The 19,746-nt window shown below is 58.0% G+C and carries 14 protein-coding genes and 1 pseudogene; 8 read left to right on the top strand and 7 right to left on the bottom strand.

Annotation, left to right across the window (positions count from 1 at the left end; all coding sequences use genetic code 11):
* Positions 1-30: 30 nt before the first annotated feature.
* The 4 genes from dxs to CL546_RS12785 all read right to left on the bottom strand — a co-directional run bounded on the left by dxs (position 31) and on the right by CL546_RS12785 (position 4,852).
* The gene (gene dxs / locus CL546_RS12800; RefSeq protein WP_290495589.1) at positions 31-1,953 is read right to left on the bottom strand and encodes a 1-deoxy-D-xylulose-5-phosphate synthase; all 1,923 of its coding nucleotides are present in this window, start codon (positions 1,951-1,953) and stop codon (positions 31-33) included.
* Between the two features lie 135 nt (positions 1,954-2,088).
* Entirely contained in the window at positions 2,089-3,012 is a 924-nt protein-coding gene (locus tag CL546_RS12795) for a polyprenyl synthetase family protein (RefSeq protein ID WP_290495587.1), read from the bottom strand.
* On the bottom strand, positions 3,002-3,244 hold the full coding sequence (locus CL546_RS12790) for an exodeoxyribonuclease VII small subunit (protein WP_007149734.1): 243 nt from the start codon (positions 3,242-3,244) through the stop codon (positions 3,002-3,004). Before CL546_RS12790 ends, CL546_RS12795 begins: the two co-directional genes overlap by 11 nt.
* 546 nt (positions 3,245-3,790) lie before the next feature.
* Positions 3,791-4,852, bottom strand: a complete 1,062-nt coding sequence (locus CL546_RS12785; protein ID WP_290495584.1) for a porin — start codon at positions 4,850-4,852, stop codon at positions 3,791-3,793.
* A 574-nt stretch (positions 4,853-5,426) separates the two neighbouring features.
* Between CL546_RS12785 and CL546_RS12780 the strand changes: the two genes are divergently transcribed.
* Positions 5,427-6,380, top strand: a complete 954-nt coding sequence (locus CL546_RS12780) for a tRNA dihydrouridine synthase (protein ID WP_290495582.1) — start codon at positions 5,427-5,429, stop codon at positions 6,378-6,380.
* Here CL546_RS12780 and CL546_RS12775 read toward each other — a convergent pair.
* Positions 6,334-7,338, bottom strand: a complete 1,005-nt coding sequence (locus CL546_RS12775) for an MBL fold metallo-hydrolase (protein ID WP_290495581.1) — start codon at positions 7,336-7,338, stop codon at positions 6,334-6,336. The two genes, CL546_RS12780 and CL546_RS12775, sit on opposite strands and share 47 nt — an antisense overlap.
* Positions 7,339-7,637: 299 nt before the next feature.
* Here CL546_RS12775 and CL546_RS12770 point away from each other — a divergent pair, with 299 nt between their 5' ends.
* The 6 genes from CL546_RS12770 to CL546_RS12745 all read left to right on the top strand — a co-directional run bounded on the left by CL546_RS12770 (position 7,638) and on the right by CL546_RS12745 (position 16,113).
* Positions 7,638-7,895, top strand: a complete 258-nt coding sequence (locus CL546_RS12770) for a DUF4212 domain-containing protein (RefSeq protein ID WP_007150358.1) — start codon at positions 7,638-7,640, stop codon at positions 7,893-7,895.
* Between the two features lie 43 nt (positions 7,896-7,938).
* Entirely contained in the window at positions 7,939-9,735 is a 1,797-nt protein-coding gene (locus CL546_RS12765) for a sodium:solute symporter family protein (RefSeq protein WP_290495579.1), read from the top strand.
* Positions 9,736-9,829: 94 nt separating this feature from the next.
* Positions 9,830-11,641 carry a DUF294 nucleotidyltransferase-like domain-containing protein gene (locus tag CL546_RS12760; protein WP_290495576.1) on the top strand — a complete coding sequence of 604 codons (1,812 nt, stop codon included), beginning with the start codon at positions 9,830-9,832 and terminating at the stop codon, positions 11,639-11,641.
* A gap of 2 nt (positions 11,642-11,643) precedes the next feature.
* Complete coding sequence (locus tag CL546_RS12755; RefSeq protein WP_290495574.1) at positions 11,644-12,297, top strand: 3'-5' exonuclease; 654 nt, start codon at positions 11,644-11,646, stop codon at positions 12,295-12,297.
* 30 nt (positions 12,298-12,327) lie between these two features.
* A complete protein-coding gene (locus CL546_RS12750) occupies positions 12,328-12,543 on the top strand; it encodes a hypothetical protein (protein ID WP_290495572.1) in 216 nt (71 codons plus the stop codon).
* A gap of 102 nt (positions 12,544-12,645) precedes the next feature.
* Positions 12,646-16,113 carry a hybrid sensor histidine kinase/response regulator gene (locus tag CL546_RS12745; protein WP_290495570.1) on the top strand — a complete coding sequence of 1,156 codons (3,468 nt, stop codon included), beginning with the start codon at positions 12,646-12,648 and terminating at the stop codon, positions 16,111-16,113.
* Positions 16,114-16,346: 233 nt separating this feature from the next.
* On the opposite strand, the gene CL546_RS12740 is transcribed toward CL546_RS12745, so the two are convergent.
* Both CL546_RS12740 and acs read right to left on the bottom strand, forming a co-directional pair.
* Positions 16,347-16,997, bottom strand: a complete 651-nt coding sequence (locus tag CL546_RS12740) for a response regulator (protein ID WP_290495568.1) — start codon at positions 16,995-16,997, stop codon at positions 16,347-16,349.
* Between the two features lie 148 nt (positions 16,998-17,145).
* Positions 17,146-19,095: an acetate--CoA ligase gene (acs, locus tag CL546_RS12735; protein ID WP_463671042.1), complete on the bottom strand. Its 1,950-nt coding sequence runs from the start codon at positions 19,093-19,095 to the stop codon at positions 17,146-17,148.
* 377 nt (positions 19,096-19,472) lie between these two features.
* Between acs and CL546_RS12730 the strand changes: the two are divergent.
* A pseudogene (locus tag CL546_RS12730) lies at positions 19,473-19,746 on the top strand (DcaP family trimeric outer membrane transporter); the annotation flags it as partial.

Here is a 19,746-nt window from a genome sequence, read left to right as displayed (position 1 = left end):
ATTCTGTGTCAGCGCTGTTTGTCTGGGCGGTTAACGCTCGAGAGCTTCGCGCAGGGTCTGCTGACGGCTCAGGCGTTCGCGGATCTGGCGTTCAATGCCGTCAGCATCCAGCCCTGCTTCGGCCAGTAACACGTCCCGCTTGCCGTGGTGAATAAAGTGATCCGGCAGCGCCAGGTTGAGCACATCCGCCACCACACCTTCCGCGTGCAACAGTTCATTCACGGCAGAGCCGGCGCCCCCCATTTGCTGATGGTCTTCTGCAGTGACCAGTAGTGCGTGCCCGGCGGTGGCCTTGAGAATGGCGTCCCGGTCCAGGGGTTTCACCCAGCGCATATCCAGCACGGTGGCATTGAGTGCGTTGGCCGCTTCAAGCGCGGCCGGCACCAGTGCGCCAAAGGCCAGGATGGCAACTTGCTGGCCGTCGCGCAGGGTGCGGGCCTGGCCGATGGGCAGTGCGGTCATGGTGTCTTCGATGGTGGCACCGGTGCCGGTGCCGCGCGGGTAGCGCACGGCTGCGGGCCCTTCGTGCAGGTAGGCTGAGTAGAGCAACTGGCGGCACTCGTTTTCATCCGAAGGGGCCGCGATGATCATGTTCGGGACAGTGCGCAGGTAGGCAAGATCGAATACACCCCCATGGGTGGCGCCGTCTTCGCCCACCAGGCCGGCCCGGTCCAGACCGAAGGTCACGTCCAGTTCCTGCAGCGCTACATCGTGGATCAGCTGATCATAGCCGCGCTGCAGGAAGGTGGAATAAATGGCCACCACCGGTTTTTGATTCTCACAGGCCAGGCCGCCCGCCAGAGTAACTGCGTGTTGCTCACAAATGGCCACGTCATGGTAGCGATCCGGGAAGCGGCGGCTGAATTCCACCATGCCGGACCCTTCGCACATGGCCGGTGTGATGCCAACCAGACGTGGATCCTGCTCGGCCATGTCGCACAGCCACTGGCCGAAGATGTCCTGGTACTTGGGCAGCTTGGGTTTGCTGGGAACGGCCACCTGGACCTTGGGTTTGGGTTCGATCTTGTTGATGGCGTGGTAGCCCACCGGGTCGGCTTCAGCCGGTGCAAAACCTTTGCCCTTGGTGGTGTAGATATGCAACAGCTGCGGCCCTTCCAGGTCGCGCAGGTTGCCCAGGGTGCGGACCAGTTCGTCCACATTGTGGCCGTCGATAGGGCCGATGTAGTTGAAGCCGATGGCCTCGAACAGCATGTCCGGGCTGACCATGTTCTTCATGCTTTCTTCGGTGCGGCGAATAAAATCCCAGGCCGCCGGCATGGTGGAGAGGACCTTCTTGCCGCCTTCGCGCAGGGCGATGTAGCTCTTGCTGGCCCAGATCCGGGCGAAGTAGTTGGATAGCCCGCCCACATTGTGGGAAATCGACATATTGTTGTCGTTGAGGATCACCAGCAGATTGGAGCGCGTATGCGCTGCGTGGCTCATGGCTTCAAAGGCCTGGCCTGCCGTCATGGCACCGTCACCGATGATAGCCACGGCACGGCGGTCACTGCCGGCCATTTCCGCGCCCAGCGCCATGCCCAGTGCCGCGCTGATGGAAGTGGACGAGTGGCCCACACCGAAGGTGTCGTATTCGGATTCGCTGCGCTTGGGGAAGCCGGACAGACCGCCCGCCTGGCGGATGCTGGTGAGCGATTCCCGGCGCCCGGTAAGAATCTTGTGGGGGTAGCACTGGTGGCCCACATCCCAGACCAGTTTGTCGTCCGGCGTGTGATACAGGTAATGCAGGGCGACAGTCAGCTCTACCACCCCGAGGCCTGCGCCGAAATGCCCGCCACACTGACCTACCGCGTAGAGCAGATATTCACGTAATTCATCGACCACGCGCTCCAGTTGGGAGGCGGGCAGCTGCCGCAGGTCCGCAGGGCTGCTCAGGGTGTCCAGCAGCGGGGTATCGGGTCGCGTCAGCGGAATTTGTGTAAACGTCTTGGGCATAGGGTCATGCAGCCTGATGAGTGCAGGCCAGATAATGGCCAGTGGTCGTCAGTGGAACGCGGAGTAATCAGGGCGTACCGCCTTCCGCCTGAACCGCTAGTATAACTGTCTGGGGGGGTGGTCGTCAGTGCTGGATCAGTGATTCCGGGTAATGATGTATTGCGCTAATTGTTGCAGCGGCAGGGCGCGTGGGCCATAGCCGGCCAGGACTTGTTGCGCCTGGTCACACAGTTGCCGGGCGCGTTGCTGGCTTTGTTCCAGGCCGAGCAGGGATGGGAAGGTGCTCTTTTGCAGCTTTTCATCGGAGCCGGAAGGTTTGCCGAGCTGTTCGGTGGCGGCTGTGATATCGAGGATGTCGTCCTGAATCTGGAATGCCAGGCCAATGGCATCGCCAAAGTCGGTCAGGTTGCTGAGCAAGGCGGGATCGTCGTTTTCTGCCGCAAAGTACCCCAGCTGCAGGCTGGCGGTGATCAGGCGGCCGGTTTTCAGGTAGTGCATTTCTTCCAGCGCCGCCACGGTCTGTTGCTGGCCCTGGGCGAGCATGTCCTGCATCTGGCCGGCGGCCATGCCGTCTACGCCTGCTGCCTGGCACAGGTGTTGAATCAGGGCGATGCGGCTATCACTGCGGTAATCGCCATGGCAGGCCAGCAACTCGAAAGCGCGGGTGTGCAGGGTGTCGCCAGCGAGGATGGCGGTGGCTTCGTCGAAGGCCTTGTGGCAGGTGGCCTGGCCCCGGCGCAGGTCGTCGTCGTCCATGGCGGGCAGGTCATCGTGAACCAGGGAATAGGCATGGATCAGCTCCACCGCCACGGCGGGCACATCGGCCTGGGCCGGGCTGGCACCTGCCAGCTGGGCGGCGCCGTAAACCAGTAGTGGGCGAATGCGTTTACCGCCGCTGAGTGCGGCGTAGCGCATGGCCTGGCTGAGCCGGGAAGCGGCACTCTGGGCAGGCAGGTAGTGGTCCAGGGCCTGTTCCAGGCGGGCCTTGGCTGTCTCGGTCAGCTGGTCCAGCGCGACGAAATCGCCGGGCGTGGCCTTGCGGGTTGTCTCATTGCTCATTGTCACCACCGGTGAAGGGGGCAGGCTCGGCGCGGTCGTTCTGCTCCAGCAGAATACGTACTTTCTGTTCAGCCTGTTGCAGGGCCTGTTGGCATTCCCGGGACAGGCGCACTCCTTCCTCAAAGGCTTTGAGGGAATCTTCCAGGGTCAGCTCACCGGATTCCATCCGTTCCACCAGGGCTTCCAGGCTGTCCAGCGAGGTTTCCAGCGCGGGGGCTGCGTTTTTTGCCATGAGCGTCTCCTCGGATCCGTCACCGGGACCCCGTCTTTGCTGTGTCTGCCCCTGCTGCGGGCTATGCTGGCGGCAACAGTAATGCAGCGGCTGTGGTGAATCAATTCCGGGTTACGAGCCGGCAGGGAGGATGGATCCGAGCCGGGGCAACCGTTCAACTGATTTGATCTATTCTAAGTGATTGATATAAAAAGGGTAAGGCGGGACAGGAAAAGAGGCTGGGAGGATTGATTCCAAATGGTTCTAACCAGGGGCTTCCGCCCGGTTGCTGCGGCTGATTATATTGAAAGGCCCGCCGGAGCTCGCAGGCTGCTTCTTCCTCTGATCTCCTAAGCTATGGCGTTTCGCTTGCGTCAACCGGCGGGGATTCTGATTGAGCACGCTTCATGCTGCGCGCAACACGCATCATGCGCTAGAACCCTGCGAATGTTTTCCAGGTAAAACCAAACAGGCCGCGCCGAGGTTTCGAGCGCGGCCTGTTTGGTTTTCGGTGTGCATTACAATCAAACGCGTTGTTGCGTCCAGCGTGATGCATGCTGTCGGTTCTTAAAAATCAAACCGCATGCCCACGGTGAATACCTGACCGTCGCTTTCCACCTGATAGCCCGCCAACGGGTTGAAGCTTTCGGAGTTGGGGGTGTAGATGGCGTAACCCAGTTCTTCGTAGAAGTATTCCGCAAAGAATTTGAGGTTTTCGGTGTGGCGGTAGTCCAGCCCGACCTGGGCAGAATCCCCCTGGAAGAACGCATCCCCCTCGTCGGATTCCTCACCGTGGGCAACCATGGCGCGCAGGGTGTACTTGTTCCAGCTGTAGGAACCCAGCAGGTTGTAGGTCACCGGATCATCGTCCTGAAGGGTGTCATCGTTGCTGAGCAGCTGTTCTACCTTGGCAGCAAAGCGCCAGTTACCCGGCGACCAGGCTGCGGAAATGCCGGCTTGGTCGGCATGCTTGGCGGAATCTTGCTCGCTGTCCTGGTAGCCGATACCAAAGGCCAGTTCGTCGTTAACTGCATAGGACAGTGCGTACTGCATGGTGTCCAGGTAACTGGTGCCCTGCTGGTCGGTCAGGTCGACACCGGAAACGGTGGCCGTGAACCCGCCCATGTTGGGGGTGGTGTAAGTGAGTGCGTCGCGGCGAAAAGTGGCCTGTGTGGCATAGCCGGAATAGAAAGAGCTGAAGAAATCCAGCGGGTAGGCCACGTTGTTGTAGTACGCCAGCCACTGGGTACCAACGCGCACGCTACCAAAGCGATCGTGGGCCACGGTAATGTCGGCGACCCGTGGCTTGTTGTTGCCTTTGTAGCTTTCCTGGAAAAAGGTCGGGTCTTCCGCTTGCAGGCGGGCGGAGTTAATCGGGAATTCCACCGTGGCAGAAATATCAAAATGTTCGAAATCATTATAGTTGGCGTTGACGCCCAAGCGGGAGTACGCGTCCCGTAGCCCGGTGTAGGAATCGTCTTCGCCGGGTTGCGCCTGATCGACAGAAACGGCTTCCGTCTGGATGCGCAGGGAGCCGTAGGGGGTGACCTCCAGATCCGCCTGGGCAGGCAGGGCGGCAAAGCCAGCCAGCAGGGCTGTCGATAATGGCAAAATACGTTGCTGTTTCATCAGTTTCTCTCCCTCATTTTTTATCGCAAAAAACGTGCGGCCTGGCGCGAGTGAAGCGACAGGCCTATGAATTGTGGGGTGGTGTAAGGCGAAATATTGCGTATTCGCGTTTCGGTGTCGGCAGCGTGTCGCGCAGTGCACACGACGCAATAAGGGAAGGAAAAGCACACACAGCATACGGTGGGTGCGTGGAGATGGAACACTTGGTAAGCCAGAGAAAAGGCGGCAGACTTTCTCGGCAGTGTACCCTCTTGTGCCTTCCCGATAAGGCGTTGACGGCGTTAACCATGCAGGAAAAAGCATGCTAATGCCGTGTCGATGGCGCTCGCGAATGATGCTTTTTTCATTGCGTTCCCTCACGTTGTCAGGGGCGCCTGCTATCGCATTTCCGGCGTGCGGGTGTCCCCGAGTAGCGTCCATTCTTGCGCAAATTGTTATTTACCGTGGCAAATGAACACCGTTATTGCAAGAGAAGCCGGATGTTTTGTGGTGTGGTTCGACGTGGGGAAGAAAGAAGGTTGAATGCATTTTTGCCCGCAATTACGCGTATTCGGCAGCGCTTCAGTAGCCTAGAATGCGCGCCATGAAATTGATTCTGGCCCCTATGGAAGGACTGGCGGATTTTTGGGTTCGCCAGGCACTGACGGATGTGGGCGACTACGACTGGTGTGTCAGTGAGTTTGTCCGTGTCAGCGGGCTGCTGTTGCCGCCCAAGGTGTTTTATCGCTGGTGCCCCGAGTTAAAACTTGGCGCGCGCACCCGGGCGGGCACGCCTGTGCATCTTCAGTTACTGGGCTCCGAACCTGATTGCATGGCAGAAAATGCGGTGCGTGCAGTGACGCTTGGAGCGCCAGCGATTGATCTGAATTTTGGTTGCCCGGCGAAAACGGTGAACCGTCATCGTGGCGGTGCGGTGTTGCTGGATGAACCGGAGGTAGTCCATGCGGTGACGGCCGCTGTGCGCGAAGCTGTGCCGGCCCATGTGCCGGTGTCGGTGAAAATGCGCCTGGGTAATGAAGATGATGCCCGGGCGCTGGATAATGCCCGTGCAGTGGTTGACGCCGGAGCTGCCTGGTTGACGGTACACGGGCGTACCAAGCGCCAGGGGTATAAGCCGCCGGCATTCTGGGATCGTATCGGCCACATCCGTGAGGTGGTATCGATTCCGGTGATTGCCAATGGTGAGATCTGGACTGCGGACGATGCCGCCCGCGCTCGCCAGGAAAGCGGCTGTGATGATCTGATGCTCGGGCGTGGCGCGGTGGCCAACCCGCGCCTGGTCTCCGTGTTGCGGCACGGTGGGGAGACCGGCTGGGATGCGATCTTGCCGATCCTGCAACAGTTCTGGGTGGATGTGGCAGGTACCGGCACCGATGCGCAATTGGCCGGGCGCATTAAGCAATGGCTGAGTTACTTGCGTCGGCGCTGGCCGCAGGCGGCGCAATTGCTGGAGCAGCTGAAACGCGAAACCCGGCCTGAGGTTATTGCCCGGATACTGACGGACTTTGTGCCCCGGGGGTTAACGTAAACGGCTGAAAGGGCGGCAGCACCCAAAAGTCGCCGTCGTGTCTGTCCGCCAGTGCATGAAACGAGTTATGCATGTTGTCCAGTCCCCAGGGAAGAGGTTTCACGTCTGGTGTCAGCTCACTGAAAAAATCATCCCAGTGCACCGGTATCACCGTGTGTGCGCCTACCGCGATGGCGGTTTCTTCCATGAACGTCTGCTGATAACGATCGGATTGTTTGCCCAGGCTAGCACTGGCGAGCAGGGCATAGTCTGCCTGGTAACCCGTCAGCGCCCCGGGGACCGCTCCGGAACTTCCCTGAATCAACAGCGATCCGGCGGGATGGGTAATGACCACGGCGTAGCTTTGTCCTTCCTCCCAGGCTCCTACTCTTGCGGGCGGGGTAACCGGTTTGGCGATGTCTCCTTTGCCAGTCATGGCTTCCACTGGCGCGGGCAGTGGCACATGGCTGGCCGGGACAAAGTGCACGGTAAATTGCCCAAACGAATACGGCTGATGGGGGACGATGGTGGTGATGCGGGAATCCGGCAGGCCGCCGCCCTTGCCCACCATGGCGGTAGACGAGGAGCCCAGCAATTGTGCGCCGGTACGTTTTGCCACCTCCGCCACATCCATGGCGTGATCAAAATGAGAGTGCAGCACCAGCTGGGCGTCCAGTGAGGTAATGCCTGCCTGTGCCAGGGCGTGCTCAATGCGCTGTGAATTCGGTGCTATCCGGGTGAACAGCAATTGCGGGATGGAAACCCGTGAGAAATACCCATCGGTGAGCAGATGGGTGTGGCCGTCGCTGATCAGGATAGTGCTGGTGCCCAGGTAGGTGAGCGTGACCGAGCCCTTTTCCGGGACTGATTGCGTGGGTGCCACAGGCCAACGTGTCAGGTCGGGAGAAAGCGTGAGCAGCAATGAACCGCTGAGAATCACAAGCAGAAACGCGGCCAACAGCCATCGCGCTATTTTCATTATCTATCCATGATTGTTTTTATCGACTCGAAAATTCCCTGTCTGAGCCATGGGGCTCAACGAACAGACCCGCGAGTTTAACGGAAAACCGCCGATATCACAGGCCGGGGGTGCCTTTTTCCGGGCAGCTCGCTTTCCCATGCGCTCCGGCCTGCCATTACGCGGCTGTGCCCTGGCCGACTTCGACTAAAGTCATACTGTGCTGCCATGGCCCTTTGGCTAGTCTGGGTACCGAGCCTATCCCTTGTCTGCCTGAAAAGAGGGTGGCCTGATTTCCTGATTACGCAGAGGGACGAGTAATGAAAGAAGAAAACGCCCGCGCCTACTGGGCCGCTAACCTGCGATTGATTTTTACCTACGTTGCTATCTGGTTCGTTGTCTCTTATGGCTGCGGCATATTGCTGGTAGATGAACTCAATCAAATCCAATTCTTCGGTTTCAAGCTGGGCTTCTGGTTTGCGCAGCAGGGAGCGATCTATGTGTTCCTGGTGCTGATCATCAAGTACGCGCACTCCATGAACAAGCTGGACCGTAAATTTGATGTCCACGAAGACTAACCGCTGAAAAGCAGATAAAGAGACCGATAAAGAGAGACATCCTATGGATATTCAGACACTCACTTATCTCTTTGTAGGCGGTTCGTTTGCGCTCTACATCGGGATTGCGATCTGGTCACGGGCCGGGTCGACCAAGGATTTTTATGTGGCTGGTGGCGGGGTTTCCCCGATCGCCAATGGGGCCGCCACCGCTGCCGACTGGATGTCAGCGGCTTCGTTCATTTCCATGGCCGGGATTATCGCTTACTCCGGTTACGATGCCTCGGTGTACCTGATGGGGTGGACAGGCGGGTATGTGCTGTTGGCTATGCTGCTGGCACCTTACCTGCGCAAGTTCGGTAAATTTACCGTGCCGGACTTTATTGGTGACCGTTACTACTCCAACGTAGCCAGAACGGTGGCAGTGATCTGTGTGATCTTCGTGTCCTTTACCTATGTGGCCGGGCAGATGCGCGGCACGGGTATTGTGTTCGCCCGCTTCCTGGAAGTGGACGTGAACGTGGGCGTGGTGATCGGCATGGCCATCGTCTTTTTCTATGCTGTTCTTGGTGGCATGAAAGGGATTACTTATACCCAGGTAGCGCAATACTGTGTATTGATTTTTGCTTTTCTGGTGCCGGCGGTTTTCCTGTCTATCATGATGACCGGCCACGTTCTTCCGCAAACCGGGTTTGGTGCTACGGTGCTGGATTCCGCCGGTGGTGATAGTGGCGTCTATTTGCTGCAAAAGCTGGATCAGGTGGTGACGGATCTTGGCTTTACTGAATACACAGAAGGCTCCAAATCCACCATTGATGTGTTCTTTATTGCGGCGGCATTGATGTGCGGTACCGCGGGCCTGCCCCACGTAATCGTGCGCTTCTTTACCGTGCCACGAGTAAAAGATGCTCGTATCAGTGCCGGCTGGGCGTTGTTTTTCATCGCCTTGCTGTACACCTCCGCACCGGCAGTAGGTGCGTTCGCACGGCTTAACCTGATCGACACCGTAAATGAAACCCAATACACCGAACTGCCGGAATGGTTCTATAACTGGGAAAACTCCGGGCTGATCGGTTGGGTAGACAAGAATGGTGATGGTGCTGTGCAGATGCGTGCCGGTGCGCCTTTCGAAGGCAAGCCCACCTACGCCGGCAGCCGTGAAGAGGCCAAAGGTAGCTATGGTGAGCGGGTGTTGACCAATGCGCCGACGGATAACACCTCTGAAGTGTATATCGATCGCGATATTATCGTGCTGGCCAACCCTGAAATCGGCAATTTGCCGGGCTGGGTGATTGCGCTGGTGGCGGCCGGTGGCGTGGCGGCAGCATTGTCCACGGCAGCAGGGCTGTTGTTGGTGATATCCAGTGCTATCTCCCATGACTTGTTGAAGAAAACCCTGATGCCGGATATCAGTGAGAAGCAGGAGTTACTGGCGGCTCGCGGGGCGGCAGTGGTGGCTATCGTTATTGCCGGTTACTTCGGGATAAACCCACCCGGCTTTGTCGCCCAGGTGGTGGCATTTGCCTTCGGCCTTGCCGCTGCCAGCTTCTTCCCGGTGATCCTCATGGGCATCTTCTACAAGCGGATGAACAAGGAAGGGGCCATCGCCGGGATGCTGGTTGGTCTGGTCTTTACCTTCAGCTACATCGTGTTCTTCAAGTTCATCTCGCCAGAGCTGAACACCGCGGAACATTGGTGGCTGGGTGTGTCCCCTGAAGGTATCGGGACCCTGGGTATGGTGCTCAACTTTGTGGTGGCCTTCTCGGTCTCCCGTGTGACTGCACCGCCTCCGGAGCATATCCAGCATATTGTGGAAGACATCCGTATTCCGCGAGGTGCCGGTGAAGCCTCCGCACACTAAGTACGGGTAAAACAGGAACCGGTGCGGGATAGTTCCCCGCACCGGTTTTTGCGTTTAATAATGGCAACAAAGACGCAATGGCGGGGTGAACCGAATGATTGAACAGGAACTGAACCAGTACCCGTTCAGCCAGCTGAGTGAAGCCGGGCGCCGCCGTTTGCAGGAAGGAACCGATCTGGCCTATTACGAGCCAGATGACATTATTCTCGATGCGGCCAGTACCAGCGATTCTGTCTTTCTTGTGCACAAGGGCAGTGTGGCAGAACTGGACGTGAACGCGCCGGATAGCCGTCGGCAGGTGGGAGTGTATGCCGCCGGGGATCTGTTCGGGGCGATTAGTGTGCTGAACGGCCAGAGCCGCTACCGGTTTCGGGCCGAACAGCAAACCCTGTGTTACCTGATCCCCGCAGGCATGTTTCGCGAACTGTGTGCAAGCGAGGCCGAATTTGGCCGTTATTTTAGCCAGCGCCTGGCGGAGAAAAACCAGCGCCTGGCAGAACGCCGGGAAGGGGGCGTGACGCTGGCGGGCTTTATGCTGGCACGGGTGGACGCGTGCATGCGTGAGCCCCTGATTATGCCGGAACAGGCCACCGTGCGTGATGCCGTGACCGCGCTGAAACAACACGGCGTGGACAGCGTGCTAATACAGCATCAACAGCATTACGCCATTGTCACCAAGACGGATTTGTTGACCGCGCTGGTGATGAGCAATCAATCGCCGGATACCCGTCTGGCTGAGGTGGCAGAAACCGAGTTGGTTACTGCCCGTCCGGGCGATTACCTGTTCGCAGCCTTGACCCGCATGACCCGGCACAAGGTGGCGCGGGTGGTGGTCATGGAAAATGGCGTTGCAGTGGGCGTAGTGGAGCTCACCGATGTGCTTAGTTTCTTTTCCAGTCGTTCCTATGTGGTTGGGTTGGAAATCGAAAAAGCGGATACGCTGGAGGCGCTGCAACTGGCCAGCGCTCGACTGCCTGACCTAGTGGATACCTTGATGGCGCAGGGCGTAAAAATGCGGTTTGCCATGGATTTGCTGGCCGCCCTCAATGGTCGCCTGATGAGTAAAGCCTTCGAAATGGTGGTGCCCGCCGACCAGCAGCGTGCCTGCCTGATGGTCATGGGCAGCGAAGGGCGGGGTGAGCAAATACTGAAAACCGACCAGGATAACGGCCTGATTTTGGGCGACCATCAGCAATGGCCCGGTTGTGATCAGGAGATGCAGCGCCTTACCCGCACGCTGCTGTCGTTGGGTTACCCTCCCTGTCCGGGTAACGTAATGGTTTCCAATTCGCAGTGGACCGGGCCGGTGTCGCGTTGGCAGCAGCGCGTGCATGACTGGGCCGCTGATCCGGGCGGGAAAGGCCTGCTGAACTTGACAATCCTCACCGATGCCCACGCAGTAGCCGGTGATGCCGGGCTGCTGGAAGCCGTGCGCGATACCCTGTTTTCACGGTGCAGCGATGATCAGTTGCTTCTGGCCCACTTTGCCCGCCCGGTCCTGCAGTTTTCCACTCCACTGAATCTGTTTGGGTCGCTGAAGAAAGCCCAGCATGGTATCGATATAAAGAAGGGCGCCCTGTTTCCCTTGGTGCATGGTGTTCGGGCCATGGCCTTGCAGTGCCGAATCCGGGAAACCTCAACCCTGGCGAGGCTGGACAAGCTGGTCGCCGCAGGGGCGCTGGAGCCCGGCTTTGCCGAAGATCTGGGCGAGGCCATGGAGCTTTTCAGTGAACTGCGCTTGACTCGACAGCTGGCCAAATTGCAGGGCGAAGACGATGCCGTGGAAGATAATCATATCGTGGTGCAACAGCTGTCTTCACTGGAAAGAGATCTGTTACGCGACGCGTTGCATCTGGTTAGCGATTTTAAACAACGGTTGTCGCGCCGTTTTCATTTGGAATATTGAGCATGCGCGGTGAGTCATGGTGGAAAAATATGTGGCCGCAATGGTCCAGATCCAAATGGCGTCGTCTCCGTGATCGCTATCGCCATGGGCTAGGCCCCTATGCACACCTGTTTGCCGCCTATGCTGGGGATCAGGTCGTTGCCATCGATTGCGAAACCACGGGTCTGGACAGTCGCACCGCAGAACTGGTCTCCATTGCGGCGGTGGTCATAAAAGATGGACGGGTACTCAGTAGCCAGAGTCTGGATGTGAAGCTGATGCCGCCGGACAGCCTCAAGGAGGATACGATTCGCATCCACCGGTTGCGTCCGGTGGATCTGGAAGGCGGTGAAAGTGTGCGCGACGCGCTGGATGCCTTGCTGGCATTCATTGGTAATCGCCCGCTGGTGGGTTGGTGTGTGGCTTTTGATGTGGCCATGATTAATCGCTATTTGCGTCCGTTAATGGGGTTCGATTTACCCAATGACACCATCGAGTTGTCGGCCTTGTATCAGAAAAAGATGCGCTATTGGCAACCAGAGATGACTCCGGATCTGCGCTTTGATGCCATGGCAGGTGCCTTGCAGGTGCCGGTGATGGAGCGGCACACCGCCCGGGGAGATGCGGTCACCAGTGCGCTGATGTACCTGCAACTACAGAAATCTACTTTGAATTAACGACGGCCGATAAAAAGGAAGGAAGTGCTGATGTTCTATGCAGAAAAAATAGCGCTGATAGCGGGCCTCTGCCTGGTTCTATACGCCTATTTTCGCTACTGGCGCCGTACCGGCGATGGTCAGGGGCTGGTCATGTTCTGGCGCCGGGCCATGGCACTCAATGTGGTGGAGTTTAAATTGCAGCGTGGCGGCATAGCTCTGCTACTGGTAGCGGTGGTGCTACGCTTTGCCCAGGCGCTGCTATAAGCTCAACAAGAGTCGCAACAGGCAGCATGCTCGACGCAACAGGTAAATGCGCGAAGCGCGCTTGCTGAATTCGGCGGGTTCAGTCACCAACGGGGAGAGGCGGTGTTTTCATTGTGGCAATTGGGTGCGTTGGCGCTGGCTTATGTGTTGGTGTTGTTCGTTATCGCCTGGTGGGGCGACCGCGCTGCCCGGCAGGGCCGCAAGACCTTCCACAATGCCTGGGTGTACAGCCTGGGGCTGGGTGTCTATTGCACCTCATGGACTTTCTACGGCGCCGTTGGTGAAGCCGCCCAGAATGGCTGGAACTATCTGCCGATTTATCTGGGGCCGATCATTACCGTATTGCTGGGCGGTTCACTGATCTACAAGATGGTGTCGGTGGCCCAGCAGCAACACATTACCTCCATTGCCGATTTCCTGGCCGCCCGTTACGGGAAATCCCGCCGGCTTGCTGTGCTGGTCACCCTGGTGGCCATTGTCGGGGTGCTGCCCTACATCGCCTTACAGTTAAAAGCCGTCACCCTGTCGTTTGATTATGTGCTGGAGGCGTCTGCGCCGGGCCAGGTGGATACGGCGCTGGTGGTCGCTGCGCTGATGGCTATTTTTACCTTGCTGTTCGGTACCCGACATATCGATACCACCGAACACCAATCCGGCTTGATGCTGGCGGTGAGTTTTGAATCCTTTATCAAGGTTGTGGCGTTTGTCGGGCTGGGCTTGTATTGCCTGTATGCCATTTTTGATGGCCCGGTGGATATGTGGCAGCAGCTGAGCGAGCGCAGCGATGTCATGCAGAGTTTTGAACCGACCCTGTTTTCGCAAAGTTTCGTCACTTCGTTATTGCTTTCCATGGTGGCGATTCTCTGTCTGCCCCGTCAGTTCCATGCCGGTGTGGTAGAAAACAATGACCTGCGCCATTTGCGCACCACACGCTGGTTGTTTCCGTTGTACCTGGCGCTGTTTGCGATTTTTGTTCTGCCGATTGTGATTGCCGGCGTGATTACCCAGCCCTACCTGATCGGTCATGCGGACACCTACATGCTGTCACTGCCCATGGCTCAGGGCAGCCATGGCATGTTGATGCTGTCGTTTATTGGCGGGATTGCGGCGGCCACTGGCATGGTGATTGTCTCCACCATGGCGCTGGCCATTATGTTGACCAACGAAGTGCTGCTGCCCATGTGGTTGCAGTCGCGGCTCAATGAAAAGGATCAGCTGTCGGATCTCAGCACGCAACTGCGCTTTCTGCGCCGGGCCAGCATTCTGGTACTGCTGGGGCTGGCGTTTGCCTTCCATACGCTGATCGACCGGTTCGACGGCCTTGCCAGTATCGGGCTGCTGTCGTTTGCCGCAGTGGCCCAGTTCGCCCCATCACTGATCGGTGCCCTGTACTGGCGCAATGGCCATAAGCAGGGCGCGTTCATCGGCTTGGCGCTGGGGTTTGTGGTGTGGTTTTACTGCCTGCTGACACCGGTGATTTTGCCCGTGGAGTGGGTGACCGTGCTCAATACCCAGGGGCTGTTCGGCCTGGGGCTGCTACGTCCCCATGCCATGTTCGGTATCGAAGGGCTGGAGCCGCTGACCCACGGGGTGTTCTGGTCTGTGTCGGTGAATTTGGCCGCGTTTATCTACTATTCCCGCCGGGCCAACCATGATGCCCTGGATGAAGCCCAGGCCGCCCGGTTTGTGGATATGCCCACGGACTGGTGGCGCGAAGGCATGGGCCACCCCTCCATTACCACTATCGAGTTGCTGGAAGTCTGCAAGCGCGGGTTGGGGCATCCACGGGCGGAACCCCTGTTCTTCGATTACATGCGCCGGCGTGGAGTGTCGGAAGAATTGGAATTGCCGGCGCCCCTGCATTTGGTGCGATATGTGGAACGGTTGCTGGCGGGCACCATGGGGGCGTCCACCGCCCGCATTGTGATGAGCTCGTTGCTGCGCAAACAGAATGGCCGCCACGATGATGTGGTGCGGATGATGGACGAAGCCTCTGAGCTGATTCAGTTCAACCATCAGCTGCTGCGCACCACCATTGAAACCATTAGTCAGGGCATCTGTGTGGTGGACCGGGATATGCAGGTGGTGGCCTGGAATCAGGCCTACGTAAAGCTGTTTGATTATCCGGACGGGTTGATTCGGTTGGGGCGCTCCATCGCCGACGTGTATCGCTATAACGCTGAACGGGGTTATTACGACGGCGAAAATATGGAAGAAAACGTGACGCGACGGGTGCAATTGCTGCGCGAAGGCTATGCCCACCAGTTCGAGCGGGAGCTGCCCAATGGCATCGTGGTGGAAGTGCGTGGTACTCCCATGGTGGGCGGCGGTTTTGTCAGCACGTATATGGACATCACCGAGCGCAAGCACGATGAAAAAGCGCTGCGCCAGATCAATGAAAATCTGGAGCAGATGGTCTCGGAACGCACCCGGAAACTGTCAGAGTTGAATGCTAAGCTGGCACAGGCCAATGAAGGGAAAACCCGGTTCCTGGCGGCCGCCGGCCATGACTTGATGCAGCCTTTGAATGCCGCGCAGTTGTTTACTTCATCGTTGCGTCAGCAGTTGCGTAGCCAGGAAAAGGGGCAGTTCGACCATGAGGTGCAGGTACTCGGACATATCGACAGTTCCCTGCAAGCGGCCGAACAGATTATTTCTGCGTTGCTGGAAATCAGCAAACTGGATACCGGCACCATGGCGACGCACATCCACCCTTTGCGTTTGTCGTCATTGATGACGCCGCTGAGTCAGGAGTTTTCTGCGCTGGCCAGCGCGCAAGGGCTGACGTTGCGAGCGGTATCGTGCAGTGCGGTGGTGGACAGCGATGAAGTGTTATTGCGGCGGGTATTGCAGAACCTGCTGTCCAATGCGGTTCGATATACGGATTCCGGGCGCATCCTGTTCGGTGCGCGCCGGCTGCACAATGCCGTGCGCATTGATGTGTGGGATACCGGGCCGGGGATTCCCGGTGATCAGCATGAACAGATCTTCCGGGAGTTTCATCGCCTGCCTCAGCTGCATAATCGTGAGGTAAAAGGTCTGGGGTTGGGGCTGGCCATAGCCGACCGGATTTGTCGTTTGCTGGGCCATGCGTTAACCGTCCGCTCCTGGCCGGATAAAGGCACCGTCTTCAGCGTAACGCTGCCGCTATCGACAGGGGACGTGCCACCATTGCTGCAGGATGAACCGTTGCGTGAGCGCCGGGATATCCAGGGCGTGCGTGTTTTCTGTGTGGATAATGATTCCGCGCTGTTGGCGAGCCTGGTGGCGGCCCTGCAAACCCTGGGTTGCGAGGTGGTCGCAGCCAGCGGCCTGCAGGAAGCACAGGAGAAGGCGGCGCAAAGCTGGGTACCGGATGTATTGCTGGTGGATTTCCAGTTGGATCATGAAGACGGGTTTGATGTGATTGAAGCGCTGGATCATTGCTGGGAAGACGTTATTCCCGCCGTGTTGATGACCGCAGACCGGCGCCCGGAAGTGCGCGCCAGAGCCGAAGAGCAAGGCGTCGGGTTCCTGCAAAAACCGATTTCCGAAGCCATCCTGCAGCGAACGCTGGAAGGGCTTTTGTAAGCTGCGGGCAGCTGGGAAATTTCGACCCGGATAGTTATTTTATCGCGGCAGGAGCGTCGCTGGTGAAGCGATAGCCTCAGTTGCAAGTAACGAGAAGCGAGAAGCGAAAATCACCGGGCTTTCCCTCTGGTTACGGTTTGTATTTCGAAACTCGTTTCTCGCAACTCGACACTCTGGCCTGGCGCGCCCCCAACACTTCTGCAGCAAGTCGCTCTCCATCAAGCTTTTGCGGGTTAGTCCAGGCCGGGGGGCTCGATGGCGAGGTCTTTGAGGGCCAGCACCGCCTGGGTGCGGTTGCGTACACCCAGCTTGCGAAAAATGGCCGTCATATGGGCTTTTACCGTGGCCTCCGACACATCCAGCTCGTAGGCAATCACCTTGTTCTGCATACCTTCCATCAGCATGCCCATGACCCGGAACTGCTGGGGGGTGAGGCTGGTGATCCGCTCGCTCATGGCGGAATGGTCTGGCAGCGTTGGGGGCATGGCTCGGCGGGCTTTTTCCGGTAACCAGCGTTCGCCGTCCATGATCTTGCGCATGGCATCGGTCATGGTGTCCACGGAAGTGGATTTGGGAATAAAGCCGTCGGCCCCAAAGTGAATGGCGCGCTGGATCACGTCCACGTCTTCGGTGGCTGAAATCACCACCACCGGGACTTTCCGGTATTGCTCACGCAGGTACACCAGGCCGGAAAAACCGTGGGTGCCGGGCATGTGTAAATCCAGAAGAATGACATCGAAGGGAATGGCTTGCTGGCCCAGCACTTCCAGAGTGGCGAGGGAGTCGGCTTCATGGATGGTGGCACCGGCAAAGCTGGCCTCTACGGCCTGTATCAGGGCCGCACGGAACAGGGGGTGATCATCGGCAATCAGTATGGTTGTCATGGCTCTGATTTAAGCATGTTGCGTGCGAAGAGCCCAAAAAAAGATGGGAATGAAAAAAAGATGCTGCCCGGGGAGGGCAGCATGGAGAAAGGAAACACAGAGAACATCCATGTTTCATCAGCGTATGCGGTTTTAAACGGCTTCTGTATCAACGGTTCAGCCGGGTTTCAACCAGGTTGGCGACCACTGCCGGGTCGGCCAGGGTTGAGATGTCGCCCAGGCTGTCGTGTTCGTTGGCCGCTACCTTGCGCAGGATACGGCGCATGATTTTGCCGGAGCGGGTTTTCGGCAGCCCGTGAGTAAAATGGATCAGGTCCGGGGTGGCAATGGGGCCGATTTCCCGGCGTACCCATTGGCGTAATTCGTCGTGCAGCGCATCGCTGGTGTGCTCGCCGTCGTTCAGCGTTACATACACATAAATGCCCTGGCCCTTGATGGTATGGGGGTAACCGACGACGGCGGCTTCGCATACCTTGGGGTGGGAAACCAGGGCGCTTTCCACTTCCGCGGTGCCCATGCGGTGGCCGGACACATTAATGACATCGTCTACGCGCCCGGTAATCCAGTAGTAGCCGTCTTCGTCACGACGTGCGCCGTCACCGGTGCAGTAATAACCGGGGAAGCTGGAAAAGTAGGTTTGGACAAATCGCTGATGGTCGCCCCACAGGGTGCGGGCCTGGCCGGGCCAGCTATCGGCGATAACCAGATTGCCTTCTGCTGCGCCGTGCAGCAGCGTGCCGTCGTTATCCACCAGCGCCGGCTGGACACCGAAAAAGGGCAACGTGGCAGCGCCGGGTTTGGCCTCAATGGCACCGGGTAGAGGACAAATCATGATGCCGCCGGTTTCTGTCTGCCACCAGGTGTCGACCACGGCGGCCTGGCTGTTACCCAGCTGGTCATGGAACCATTGCCAGGCGGCCGGATTGATAGGCTCGCCGGCCGTGGCCAGGATGCGCAGGCTGTCGCGTTGACTGTTGGCACAGCAATGATCGCCACCGGCCATTAATGCGCGGATGGCGGTGGGGGCGGTATAGAGAATGTCCACGTTGTAGCGGTCAATAATGTCACCAACACGTTGGTCATCCGGGTAGTTGGGTACCCCTTCGAACATGACACAGGTGGCGCCGTTGGCCAGTGGGCCATAAACCAGATAGGTGTGGCCGGTAATCCAGCCCACATCGGCGGTACACCAGTACACCTGCCCCGGGTGGTAATCGAAGGCCAGCTGGTGGGTCAGAGAGGCATAGACCATATAGCCGCCTGTGGTGTGCATTACGCCCTTTGGCTGCCCGGTGGAGCCGGACGTATAAAGGATGAATAGCGGGTCTTCCGCATTCATGGGTTCTGCTGGGCATTCAGCGTCACTGAGTGACAGCTGCTCATGGAAATCCAGGTCACGTTGTGCAAACCAGTGGCTGTCACAGCCAACATGGTTGACTACTAGAACGGTTTCCACGCTGCCGGTGCCGTCCTGTTCCAGGGCCGCATCCACGTTGTCTTTAAGCGGAACGATCTTGCCGCCACGGCGCCCGCCATCTGCGGTAATCACCATTTTGGCACCGCAATCGGCGATGCGGCCGGCCAGTGCATCCGGCGAAAAACCAGCGAACACCACCGAGTGAATGGCGCCGATACGGGCGCAGGCGAGCATGGCGAATACCGCTTCGGGGATCATGGGCATGTAAATCATCACCCGATCACCTTTGCCAATGTCCTGCTGTTTGAGGGTGTTGGCCAGCTTGCCGACGTGTTGGTGTAGCTGCTGATAGGTAATCTGCCGGCGATCCTGGTCCGGAGAGTCCGGTTCCCACAGTAGTGCAATGCCGTCTCTGTTAGTGGCCAGGTGGCGGTCAATACAATTTTCTGCGGCATTCAGCTCGCCATCATGAAACCAGCGAATGTGCAGGTCATCGGGGCTGAAATGGGTGTCGCGAATCTGTTGGGGGAAGTGCTGCCAGTCGATGCGCTGTGCCTGACGGCGCCAGAAGCCAACGCTGTCATCCAGACTCTGTTGGTACAACGCATGGTAATCATTGCCGTCAATCCAGCAGCGGTCTTTCAATGCCTCTTTAACCGGCATACGCAGGCCCGTTTCCATGGGACTTCCCTCACTTGAAAAGTGCTCACCAGAAAAGTGGAGCAGAAATGAAGTCAAGAGTGTGCAAAAACAGGAGGCCGTGCTGAATTAGACCTTGGTATTAGAGGCGCAATACGCAACACGCTCCAGGCAACAAGGAAAACCGCCAAGGCATGGCTTCAGGGTTATCCCTCTTTTGTGGGCAGCGATGCTCGCATCGTGCGGTATTCCGTCGGCAGAAACCTTGTTGTCTCTCTCGCTTTTTTTGTCAGGCATCTTGCATTGGGGCTTTGGCGTTTAATCACCTTCGACCTATGGCTAATAGAGTGTTGGTACAACGCTCAGCAAGCTGTCAAGCGAAGTCACTTTCGTGTTGATGACAACAAGAGGACAGGGCCATGACAGCAAGAAAAGCCACGTATCTGTGCAGTGCCTTGGTGTTGGCGCAGGCAGGCATTGCCGGCGCAGATACTACGCTGGAGGAACGTATCATTGTGCTTGAAGAGCGCATGGATGGGGTGAAAAGCGGTAATACACAAATTGATTTCGGCGGTTTCATCAAAGCCGATACCATGTTGAGTAAATACAGTGACGGTGATTTGGCGGGTGGTTCTATTGGGCGTGATTTTATGGTGCCGTCCACCATTCCTGTTGGTGGTGGGGCTAGCTCGG

The organism is Alcanivorax sp. (genome assembly GCF_002726155.1).
Taxonomy (GTDB): domain Bacteria; phylum Pseudomonadota; class Gammaproteobacteria; order Pseudomonadales; family Alcanivoracaceae; genus Alcanivorax.
Note: the sequence above shows the minus strand (reverse complement) of the source record. Positions and strands in the feature narration are given on the sequence as shown.

What these genes read in the sequence shown, in the direction of transcription:
- CL546_RS12760 (WP_290495576.1), top strand. Translation starts at nt 9,830, where the DNA reads ATGATTGAACAGGAACTGAACCAGTACCCGTTCAGCCAGCTGAGTGAA.
- CL546_RS12780 (WP_290495582.1), top strand. Translation starts at nt 5,427, where the DNA reads ATGCGCGCCATGAAATTGATTCTGGCCCCTATGGAAGGACTGGCGGAT.
- CL546_RS12790 (WP_007149734.1), bottom strand. Translation starts at nt 3,244, where the DNA reads ATGGCAAAAAACGCAGCCCCCGCGCTGGAAACCTCGCTGGACAGCCTG.
- CL546_RS12750 (WP_290495572.1), top strand. Translation starts at nt 12,328, where the DNA reads ATGTTCTATGCAGAAAAAATAGCGCTGATAGCGGGCCTCTGCCTGGTT.
- CL546_RS12755 (WP_290495574.1), top strand. Translation starts at nt 11,644, where the DNA reads ATGCGCGGTGAGTCATGGTGGAAAAATATGTGGCCGCAATGGTCCAGA.
- dxs (WP_290495589.1), bottom strand. Translation starts at nt 1,953, where the DNA reads ATGCCCAAGACGTTTACACAAATTCCGCTGACGCGACCCGATACCCCG.
- CL546_RS12770 (WP_007150358.1), top strand. Translation starts at nt 7,638, where the DNA reads ATGAAAGAAGAAAACGCCCGCGCCTACTGGGCCGCTAACCTGCGATTG.
- CL546_RS12795 (WP_290495587.1), bottom strand. Translation starts at nt 3,012, where the DNA reads ATGAGCAATGAGACAACCCGCAAGGCCACGCCCGGCGATTTCGTCGCG.
- CL546_RS12775 (WP_290495581.1), bottom strand. Translation starts at nt 7,338, where the DNA reads ATGAAAATAGCGCGATGGCTGTTGGCCGCGTTTCTGCTTGTGATTCTC.
- CL546_RS12765 (WP_290495579.1), top strand. Translation starts at nt 7,939, where the DNA reads ATGGATATTCAGACACTCACTTATCTCTTTGTAGGCGGTTCGTTTGCG.
- CL546_RS12785 (WP_290495584.1), bottom strand. Translation starts at nt 4,852, where the DNA reads ATGAAACAGCAACGTATTTTGCCATTATCGACAGCCCTGCTGGCTGGC.
- acs (WP_463671042.1), bottom strand. Translation starts at nt 19,095, where the DNA reads ATGGAAACGGGCCTGCGTATGCCGGTTAAAGAGGCATTGAAAGACCGC.
- CL546_RS12740 (WP_290495568.1), bottom strand. Translation starts at nt 16,997, where the DNA reads ATGACAACCATACTGATTGCCGATGATCACCCCCTGTTCCGTGCGGCC.